The 9,617-nt window shown below is 64.7% G+C and carries 9 protein-coding genes; 5 read left to right on the forward strand and 4 right to left on the reverse strand.

Going from position 1 to position 9,617, the window contains the following annotated elements; genetic code table 11:
• From ACV22Z_RS31790 to dmpG, 4 genes are all read left to right on the forward strand, one after another.
• Entirely contained in the window at positions 1–1,383 is a 1,383-nt protein-coding gene (locus ACV22Z_RS31790) for a DUF1329 domain-containing protein (RefSeq protein ID WP_448080205.1), read from the forward strand.
• Positions 1,384–1,474: 91 nt separating this feature from the next.
• A complete protein-coding gene (gene dmpE / locus ACV22Z_RS31795; protein ID WP_448080206.1) occupies positions 1,475–2,257 on the forward strand; it encodes a 2-oxopent-4-enoate hydratase in 783 nt (260 codons plus the stop codon).
• 52 nt (positions 2,258–2,309) lie between these two features.
• The gene (locus tag ACV22Z_RS31800) at positions 2,310–3,209 is read left to right on the forward strand and encodes an acetaldehyde dehydrogenase (acetylating) (protein WP_448080207.1); all 900 of its coding nucleotides are present in this window, start codon (positions 2,310–2,312) and stop codon (positions 3,207–3,209) included.
• Between the two features lie 11 nt (positions 3,210–3,220).
• Positions 3,221–4,252 carry a 4-hydroxy-2-oxovalerate aldolase gene (dmpG, locus tag ACV22Z_RS31805; RefSeq protein ID WP_448080208.1) on the forward strand — a complete coding sequence of 344 codons (1,032 nt, stop codon included), beginning with the start codon at positions 3,221–3,223 and terminating at the stop codon, positions 4,250–4,252.
• 38 nt (positions 4,253–4,290) lie between these two features.
• Here the strand turns inward: dmpG and ACV22Z_RS31810 are convergent, their stop codons facing one another.
• Positions 4,291–4,542, reverse strand: coding sequence for a hypothetical protein (locus ACV22Z_RS31810; protein ID WP_448080209.1), 252 nt, complete (start codon positions 4,540–4,542; stop codon positions 4,291–4,293).
• Positions 4,539–5,786: an alkaline phosphatase family protein gene (locus ACV22Z_RS31815; RefSeq protein WP_448080210.1), complete on the reverse strand. Its 1,248-nt coding sequence runs from the start codon at positions 5,784–5,786 to the stop codon at positions 4,539–4,541. Before ACV22Z_RS31815 ends, ACV22Z_RS31810 begins: the two co-directional genes overlap by 4 nt.
• A 421-nt stretch (positions 5,787–6,207) precedes the next feature.
• On the opposite strand from ACV22Z_RS31815, the gene ACV22Z_RS31820 reads away from it, so the two are divergent.
• On the forward strand, positions 6,208–7,074 hold the full coding sequence (locus ACV22Z_RS31820; protein WP_448080211.1) for an oxidoreductase: 867 nt from the start codon (positions 6,208–6,210) through the stop codon (positions 7,072–7,074).
• Positions 7,075–7,172: 98 nt separating this feature from the next.
• Here the strand turns inward: ACV22Z_RS31820 and ACV22Z_RS31825 are convergent, their stop codons facing one another.
• Complete coding sequence (locus ACV22Z_RS31825; RefSeq protein ID WP_448080212.1) at positions 7,173–8,081, reverse strand: HipA domain-containing protein; 909 nt, start codon at positions 8,079–8,081, stop codon at positions 7,173–7,175.
• Positions 8,082–8,442: 361 nt separating this feature from the next.
• The coding region (locus ACV22Z_RS31830; RefSeq protein WP_448080213.1) for a hypothetical protein at positions 8,443–9,617 on the reverse strand (1,175 nt) is incomplete at its 5' end.

A 9,617-nucleotide genomic window follows, 5' to 3' on the forward strand; every position in this document is an offset into this window, starting at 1 on the left:
ATGAAGCGAATTGCTCTCCCCCTCCTGCGCGCGTCGGTGCTCGCCGCGTGCGCGACCGTCACGACGACATCGTTCTCGAAGATCACGCCGGACGACCTGAAGTCGCTCGACAGCACGCTGACGCCGATGGGCGCGGTGCGCGCCGCGAGCAAGGACAGCGGCATTCCCGAGTGGACCGGCAAATGGCTCGGCATGCCGCCGGACGTCCAGTACAAGCGCGGCGGGCGCTACCCCGATCCGTTCGCGAACGAGAAGCCGCTGTTCACGATCACCGCGGAGAACATGGCGCAGTACGCGGAGCACCTGACCGACGGCCAGAAGGCGATGTTCAAGCGCTATCCGGCGACCTTCAAGATCGTCGTCTATCCGAGCCATCGCGATTTCCGCTATACCGATTCGGTCTACAAGGACATCCGCACGTACGCGCCCGATTCGACGATGACGTCGGACGCGAACGGGCTCACGAATGCGCCGCCGCAGGTCCCCTATCCGATTCCGAAGACCGCCGCCGAACTGCTGTGGAATCAGCGCATGTCGTCGGCAATCGGAACCGAACAGGCGACCTATGACCAGGCGGTCGTCTATTCCGACGGCAACATTGCGTGGGGCAAGGTGCGCTACGACATCTACTCGCCGCGCAACGTCGGCAAGTACGACGTGAAGAGCGACCTGAACAACCGGACCTACGCGCGCGTCGCCACGGAGTTGCCATTGGCCGACCGCGGCTCGCTGATCCTCTCGTTCACGAACTGGGACAAGGCTGGCGCGGACAACGCGTCGCGCACGTGGATGTACAACCCCGGCACGCGGCGCGTGCGGCAGGCGCCCGAATACGGCTACGACCAGCCGATGGGCCCGGGCGGCTTCCGAACCGTCGACGACGACCGTCTCTTCAATGGCTCAGGCGAGCGCTACGACTGGAAGATCCTCGGCAAGCGCGAAATCTACGTGCCGTACGACAACTACAAGGCGATGGACAGCTCGGTCAAGTACGGCGACCTGCTGGGCAAGGGCCACGAGAACCCGTCGTACATCCGCTATGAACTGCATCGCGTATGGGTGCTCCAGGCGACGCTGAAGAACGGCTACCGCCACCAGTACGCGAAACGCGTGCTGTATCTCGACGAGGATTCGTGGATGACGCCTCTCGCCGACAATTACGACGCACGCGGCCAGCTCTGGCGCACCAACGTCGCGACGACGCTCTACGCCTATGACGCGAAGACGTTCTATCCGGGCGTCGTGTTCTACCACGACCTCGTATCGGGCGCGTACATGGCCGACCGCCTGACCAACGAAGGCCCGATGCCGAAGCTCGACAACAGCCCGCAGTTCACCGAGGCGTACTTCTCGCCGGACGCGATCCGCAGTTCGGGCAACTGACGATCGAACGATCCGTACCGAAGCGCCGGGGCTCCGCTCCGGCGCACCACGCCGCCCGCGACGGCGGCCTTTTCCATTCGAGGGCCCTTTCATGTCTTCCCGCTTGCATACGGCGCTCGGCGACGAGCTGTACGCCGCGTGGCGCACCCGCGCGCCCGTCACGCCGCTGTCGGGCCGCCCGCGCCGGCTGTCGCTCGACGACGCATACCGGATCCAGCAGCGCTTCATCGAACGGCGCGTCACGCAAGGCGAATCCGTCGTCGGCAAGAAGATCGGCGTGACGAGCCAGGCCGTGCAGGACATGCTGAACGTGCGCCAGCCCGACTTCGGCATCCTGCTGTCCGGCATGCATTACGCGGCGGGTGAAGCGATTCCCGCCGACTCGCTGATCGCGCCGCGCGCCGAAGGCGAGATCGCGTTCCTGCTCGCGCGCGACCTGCGCGGCCCCGGCATCGACCGCACCGACGTGATCGCCGCGACCGCCGCCGTCGCGCCGTGCTTCGAGATCGTCGATTCGCGGATCCGCGACTGGGCGATCCGGATCGAGGACACGGTTGCCGACAACGCGTCCTGCGGCGTCTATGTGCTCGGCGACGCGCGCGTCGACCCGCGCACGCTCGACCTCGCCGCGTGCGAGATGACGATCGAGAAGAACGGCGAGCCGGTCGCGCACGGCCGCGGCGACGCGGCGCTCGGCCACCCGGCCGACGCGGTCGCGTGGCTCGCGAACACGCTCGCCGAATTCGACGTGCCGCTGCTCGCCGGCGAGATCGTGCTGTCCGGCTCGCTCGCGAAGCTGATTCCGGTCACGGCCGGCGATGCACTGTCGATGCATATCTCCGGCATCGGCAGTTGCGACGTCCGCTTCGTCTGAGTCTGAATCGAATCCGAACCTGAAGGACCCGCGTTATCCAAAGGAACCCTGAATGAAGAAAATCAAATGCGCATTGATCGGGCCCGGCAACATCGGCACCGACCTGCTGTACAAGCTGCGCCGCTCGCCGGTGCTCGAGCCGGTGTGGATGGTCGGCGTCGATCCGGCGTCCGAAGGCCTCGCGCGTGCGCGCGAGTTCGGCCTGAAAACCACCGACCAGGGCGTCGACGGGCTGCTGCCGCACGTCGCCGCCGACGGCATCCGGATCGCGTTCGACGCGACGTCGGCCTACGTGCACCGCGACAACTCGGACAAGCTCACCGCGCTCGGCGTGCGGATGATCGACCTGACGCCCGCCGCGATCGGCCCGTACTGCGTGCCGCCCGTGAACCTCGACACGCATCTCGGCACCGCGCAGATGAACGTCAACATGGTGACGTGCGGCGGCCAGGCGACGATCCCGATGGTCTATGCGGTATCGCGCGTGCAGCCGGTCACGTACGGCGAGATCGTCGCGACCGTGTCGTCGCGCTCCGTCGGCCCCGGCACGCGCCGCAACATCGACGAGTTCACGCGCACGACGGCCGGCGCGATCGAACAGGTCGGCGGCGCCCGCAAGGGCAAGGCGATCATCGTGATCAACCCGGCCGAACCGCCGCTGATCATGCGCGACACGATCCACTGCCTGACCGACGGCCCGCCCGACGTCGAAGCGATCACTGCGTCCGTGCATGCGATGGTCAAGGAGGTGCAGCGCTACGTGCCGGGCTACACGCTGAAGAACGGGCCGGTGTTCGACGGCAACCGCGTGTCGGTGTTCATGGAGGTCGAGGGGCTCGGCGACTACCTGCCGAAATATGCGGGCAACCTCGACATCATGACCGCGGCCGCGGCCGCGACAGCCGAGCGCTTCGCCGAACAGATGCTGGCCGACACGGCCGCCACCGCATGAGGAGTCACGCGATGTCACTTGCAGGCAAGAAAGTTACCGTCCACGACATGTCGCTGCGCGACGGGATGCACCCGAAGCGCCACCAGATCTCGCTCGACCAGATGCGCGGCATCGCGCGCGGGCTCGACGCGGCCGGCGTGCCGCTGATCGAGGTCACGCACGGCGACGGGCTCGGCGGCGCGTCCGTCAACTACGGCTTTCCCGCGCATACCGACGAGGCGTACCTGAGCGCCGTGATTCCCGAGCTGAAGCAGGCGAAGGTCTCCGCGCTGCTGCTGCCCGGCATCGGCACCGTCGAGCATCTGCGGATGGCGCACGAACTGGGCGTGAGCACGATCCGCGTCGCGACCCACTGCACCGAGGCCGACGTGTCGGAGCAGCACATCGGCCTCGCGCGCACGCTCGGGCTCGACACGGTCGGCTTCCTGATGATGGCGCACATGTCGGCGCCCGAGCAGCTCGTCAGGCAGGCGACGCTGATGGAGTCGTATGGCGCGAACTGCATCTACATCACCGATTCGGCCGGCCACATGCTGCCCGACGACGTGACCGCGCGGATCGCCCAGGTGCGCGACGCGCTGAAGCCGGAGACGGAGCTCGGGTTCCACGGCCACCACAACCTGGCGATGGGCGTCGCGAACTCGATCGCGGCAATCGCGGCCGGCGCGAACCGGATCGACGCGGCGGCGGCCGGCCTCGGGGCGGGCGCGGGCAACACGCCGATGGAGGTGTTCGTCGCCGTCTGCGACCGGATGGGCATCGAAACCGGCGTCGACGTATTCGCGATTTCCGACGTCGCCGAGGATCTGGTCGTGCCGATCATGGACGCGCCGATCCGCATCGACCGCGATGCGCTGACGCTCGGCTATGCGGGCGTCTATTCGTCGTTCCTGCTGTTCGCGAAGCGCGCGGAGGCGAAGTACAAAATCCCCGCGCGCGACATCCTCGTCGAGCTGGGCCGGCAGCGGCTCGTCGGCGGGCAGGAGGACATGATCGAGGATGCGGCGCTGACGATGGCGCGGATGCGGGGCGTAACGGTCTGAGGGTCTGAGGGTCTGAGCGAGCAAGGCGGCCGGGCCGGTCAGCGCTTGTGCCGGCCGCCGTGCCGCTTGTCGCGGCGTTTCGTCCGCTCCGCCAGCAACTGCGGCATCAATGTCTCGATGTACTGTCTCGCCTGGCCATGGGTATGCAACTGGCTGTACAGCTGATGCGCGGTGTCGTGCCCGGCAAGCTCGGCGTGCGCCTTCTTCAGGATGTGCAGGAAAGCCATCAGGCTCGTGCCGTCGCGCAGCGGTTCGTCGTCGCGCGGGTCTCGGGTGGCGGGCTGGGTCATGGTCCGATCCTCTGCGGGCAGTCGGTACGGCACGTCGCGGTGATCAGCGACAGCAGGTCGTTCGCGTGGCGGTCGCGGTCGGTGAGCGGCGGCAGGCCGAACAGGCGTTCGAGGGTCGCGGGCACCGAACTGTGGTCGTACGTCGTGTGGTCGACCTGGCCGCGCGCGACCCACGGCGACACGACGATCGCGGGCACGCGCACGCCGTACACGTCGAAGCCGAAACCGTTCGTATTCAGCGTAGGGGCTGCGCCATCATTCGGCGGCGGCGCGGCGCCGGGCTTCACCGAATCGTAGAAGCCGCCGTGTTCGTCGTACAGGATCACGAGCAGGCTGCGCTCCCACAGCGGCGAGTTGCGGATCGCGTTGTAGACGCGCGCCGCGAGCTGGTCGCCGCCGGCGAGGCCGTCCATCGGATGCTGAGACGTGCCGTTCTTGTACGTGTCGTGCACGATGTCGCCGTAGGCGGGCTCGATGAACGTGTAGCGGGCCGTGTAGCTGGACGCGAGATCGGCTTCGAAATGCGCGAGGTCGTGAACGTCGAAGAAGCTGATGCCCTTCAGCGACGCGACCAGCGGCACGTGTCCGAGCGGCGTGCCTGACTGGTCCTGGTAGAGCCGGTAGCTGTCGTCGCCGAGCGAGTCGAAGATCGAGCCGTGCGGGTATGTGAAGCCCTTGACCTCCTCCCATCCCGCCATTTCCTCCCTGGTCGGCGAATGATCGAGGCCGGCCGACGACGCGCCGTGCACAAAAAAGCGGTTCGGCCAGGTCGGGCCCGGTAGCGACGCATGCCAGCCGTCGCACAGCACGAAGCTGGTCGCGAGCTGGTACAGCGATGGTGACTGGGTTCGCGTATCGACGGCCTGCATGATCTTGCCGACGTCGGCGGGCTGCGGCGGTGTGCCTTCGGTGTGGGTCGTCGCGTAGTTCGACACGAAGCCGGAATTGTCGATCGTCGGATACGGTTCCCCCTTCCGGAAGCGGACGCCCGCGCCGCACAGCTGTTCGACAACGTCGGTGAACTCGTGGCCGGGATCGGTCGGCATCTGCGCGGGCGCGCCGCCGCCGAACCGATAGACGCTGCCGCCGTATGCGTTGCCGTTCGACGGCGTCGCGGCAACGATGCCGGGAATGCCCGACAGCCCGAACAGATGGTCGAACGACCGGTTTTCGAGCATCAGCACGAAGACATGCTGAATGGGCGACGGGACTGACGTTGATGCGGCCGCTGCGTCTGCACTCATGGCGCCTCCTTCCGTCATTCGATGGACAGCCGGCTCGCCGGGCTGCATGGCCGGCGCTTGAAAGCGTTGTAAGGCGTGCCGGCCGCGGATTGCCGACGAGTGTATGTCCGGCCGGGTGTCTGCGTAAAGGTCGCGCGATGTGCGCGACAGGCAGGCCGTCGCGTGATGGCTGCCGCACCATCGGGATTCGAACGCGCGCTGCTCGCCCGAGCCTTGACGAAACCCGCCGCGTGGCAGACGATGAACCGCTCGCCACACCTGCTCGCGTCGCCGGAGCAGTCTCGAAGCCGCATCCGGCATCACCGCTGTCGCAGCGTTCCATCCCGTTCGATTGGCGTGGTCCGATCGAACAATGCGCATTGCCTGCGCCTGAATGTTCGTGGTCTGTCGATGCGTCCACCTCGTCCCGGGAGAATGTTCGATGTCACACGTGAAGAAAGTCTGGTTCATCACCGGCGCGTCGTCCGGTTTCGGCCGCGCGCTTGCCCAGGCCGTGCTCGCGCGCGGCGATCATGCGGTGCTCACCGCACGGCGGCTCGAGCGGCTGCAGGCTGTCGTCCAGGGTCATGAGGACCAGGCGCTGGCAATCCAGATGGACGTCACCGATGCGGCCGCGCGCCAGCACGCGGTCGAGCAGGCGATTGCACGGTTCGGACGGATCGACGTGCTCGCGAACATCGCGGGGCGCGGCTCGATCGGCGCGGTCGAGGAATTCTCGCCCGACGAGTTGCGCGACCAGTTCGAGATCAACTTCTTCTCGGCGGTCGAGATGACGCGCGCGATCCTGCCGCAGATGCGCGCGCAGGGTGCGGGACGCGTGCTGACGCTGACGAGCGTCGGCGGGCTCGTGACGGTGGCCGGCGCGGGCGCGTACTGCGCGGCGAAGTTCGCACTCGAGTGCTGGACCGAGACGCTCGCGAAGGAAGTCGCGTCGCTCGGCATCCGCGTGACGCTGGTCGAGCCCGGCGCGTTCCGCACCGAGTTCGCGGGCGACGCGCTGCAGCGGGCCGCGCATCGACTCGATGTCTATCGGACTGTGGTCGGGCCGTTCGAGGACTACCTCGTCAGCAACGCGGGCAAGCAGATGGGCGATCCGGTCAAGGCCGTCGCGGTGATGCTCGACGCGATCGACAGCGACACGCCGCCGCTGCGGCTGATGCTCGGCGCCGATGCGTATGCGCTGTGGGACAAGACGATCGACGAGCGCATCGACGACATCGATGCATGGCGGGCGCGCGGCGAAGCGACCGCGTTCGACGACATGCAGGCGGTGCAGATCGGGCGGTGATGGCGGTGGTGTGCGTGGCCGATGGTCGCGGCGAAGGGGATACTGCAGCGCGTGCCGTCGTCAGCGCCCGGCACTGTCGTCGTGGCGGACGGAACGCTTCAAAGAAGCTTTGCGTCGACCTCGGACACCATCGGCGCAAGCTTCAGAAGACGTGCCGATTGCGCATGCACGAACCCGGCTATCTGGCGCACCATGCCCCGCTCGTCATCCGTGTATTCGGCGGATTCGGCCAGTTGGGGCGCGGCCAGCGCAGCAGCCGCTGCCATGCGTGTCAGTTCGCGGACGAGAAACGCACGCCGGGTGCCGGTCCGGTGCGCGAAGTCGGCCAGCGCGAATGTAGTGATTTCCTCGAGCCGGAAAACGTCGCCGTAGGCCATCGCAATATCCTGAACGTACGCGTCTCCGTACGCCTGGACGCAAGCCAGGTCATTAATTGGCGCGAGCGTGAGGCCATCGCTTCTCACGAAGAAGGAAATGTTCTTAGCGTGCGCATCGCTATTGCCGATCAGCAACTGGAGCAACGCCCATCGGATCATGAAGGTTCGCGCGGCCGCAGGGTTTTCAAGGTGCGGCGTCAGCGCGAAGAGCTTTTCGAAGCTTGCCCCTTCACGGATATTGCGCACGTCCTGATTGTTGCCAAGGTTGCGTTCGTACTTGAACGGCGCTGGCAGGTCAAGCGCCTGGCACCCGTCGATGACATGCCGGCGACGCACCGACCGGATGCACTCCGGATTGCCGGCGTCCGGCGTGACCGCGCGGTCGAAGCGCTCGATGAGCAGAATCGGCTCGGGGATACGGCGTATCGTCACCGGCGCCACGGACAAACCCATCTTGGTCGCGAGCCGCATGCAGAAATGCTCGTTCGCGACCATGAACGGCGTGCGCGAATTGTGCGCTTCGGGCTTCAGGATGTGCGTGGAACTGAGGGCGCCGTCGACCAGCGAGATGCGCTCCCCCTCCACCAGCACTTGCAGCTTGTCCTGGTACCCCGCGATCGAAAGGCGCACCTGTCCGTCCCAGACAGGGGGCCTTGATTTTAGTGCCCTTTACAGGGGGGAGATAGGTCTAACCGCGACAAGGATTAGCGCTCTGCCCCAAAATAATTATTAATTGAATCAAACACTTTCTGACTGGTCTTTTCATTCTCTCCCAACACCTTTTCGCCAAGCCCCGATGGGGGAATTCGTGCGAAATCTGGCGGTCGCCACCTGCGCAGCTGTCGCGATAAGGCCGCTTACGCCATATGTGGGCGTAAGCGGCCGGGCAGCCTATCTTTTGAGGGGTACAAGCTCCTGGCCCTCCCCAAGTCGGTGGACGCAATAGGCATGTCCTGCACGAGACATGCCTATTGCGGGCGCATTGAATCAATCAGACCTGGAAACCAAAGGACCATTGGGCGTAGGGGAAGCCGCTACCGCCGGGAATATAGATGGTATTGTTTTGAATCAAGTGTCCGTCGCCGGTGTATTTGGAACTCGCTGTCAAGTGCCCCGACGCATCATAGTTGCTGGCATTGTACGTACCATCACTGTTATATGAGAATTTTGAGAACCCGGTAAGGTTGCCCGTTTTAGTGCTAAAGCGATCAGCCTCGATCTGACGCCCAAAGCCATCAAAGAGATCACGCTCAAAGAGCTTGCCTGACGAGTACTGGTAGTAGTCGTAGATGATATGGTTGACACCAAAAAGCGCGACCATTTCCTGTGACCCGGTGAACGTGTGAGCGATAAAGCTATTGTCAAGGGAGAAGTCGTACAGTTTCGTCGCCTTCCCGTTCGAATAAAAGATATTCTGGGTCTTGAACCCGTTGGCGTTGAAGGTCGCGTATTCGGTCATCAACCCGTTTGTTCCAAAGAGAGCCGCAAATTGCGAGCCGTCGCCATTAAAGACGTGAGAGGCATAGCTGCCGTCGAGATTGAAGTCAATCTGCTTGGTTGCCTTACCGTCCGCACCAAAAAAGATATCCTGCGTCTTGGCACCGGCCGCATTGAATTTCGCATACTCGGTCACCTGACCATTGACGCCGAAAAGTGTCGCAGATTGCGAACCATCTGCGTTGAAGTCGTATTTCGTGTAACTCTTGTCGAGGTTGAAGTTGTACTGCTGCGTGGCCTTGCCATTCGCGCCGTAGAAAATGTCCAGCGTCTTAAAGCCGTTGGCGTTGAACTTCGCGTACTCGGTCATCTGACCAGTCGTGCCATACAGCGTCGCGGTCTGGGAACCATCGGCGGCGAGGTCGTACTTCGTGTAGCTCTTGTCGAGGTTGAAGTTGTATTGCTGTGTGGCCTTGCCATTCGCACCGTAGAAGATGTCCAGCGTCTTGAAGCCGTTGGCGTTGAACTTCGCGTACTCGGTCATCTGACCGGTCGTGCCGTACAGCGTTGCGGTCTGGGAGCCATCGGCGGCGAAGTCGTACTTCGTGTAGCTCTTGTCGAGGTTGAAGTTGTACTGCTGCGTGGCCTTGCCGTTCGCACCGTAGAAGATGTCCAGCGTCTTGAAGCCGTTGGCGTTGAACTTCGCGTACTCGGTCATCTGGCCGGTCA

It is taken from the genome of Burkholderia sp. PU8-34 (assembly GCF_053427725.1).

What these genes read in the sequence shown, in the direction of transcription:
- ACV22Z_RS31790 (WP_448080205.1), top strand. Translation starts at nt 1, where the DNA reads ATGAAGCGAATTGCTCTCCCCCTCCTGCGCGCGTCGGTGCTCGCCGCG.
- dmpE (WP_448080206.1), top strand. Translation starts at nt 1,475, where the DNA reads ATGTCTTCCCGCTTGCATACGGCGCTCGGCGACGAGCTGTACGCCGCG.
- ACV22Z_RS31800 (WP_448080207.1), top strand. Translation starts at nt 2,310, where the DNA reads ATGAAGAAAATCAAATGCGCATTGATCGGGCCCGGCAACATCGGCACC.
- dmpG (WP_448080208.1), top strand. Translation starts at nt 3,221, where the DNA reads ATGTCACTTGCAGGCAAGAAAGTTACCGTCCACGACATGTCGCTGCGC.
- ACV22Z_RS31810 (WP_448080209.1), bottom strand. Translation starts at nt 4,542, where the DNA reads ATGACCCAGCCCGCCACCCGAGACCCGCGCGACGACGAACCGCTGCGC.
- ACV22Z_RS31815 (WP_448080210.1), bottom strand. Translation starts at nt 5,786, where the DNA reads ATGAGTGCAGACGCAGCGGCCGCATCAACGTCAGTCCCGTCGCCCATT.
- ACV22Z_RS31820 (WP_448080211.1), top strand. Translation starts at nt 6,208, where the DNA reads ATGTCACACGTGAAGAAAGTCTGGTTCATCACCGGCGCGTCGTCCGGT.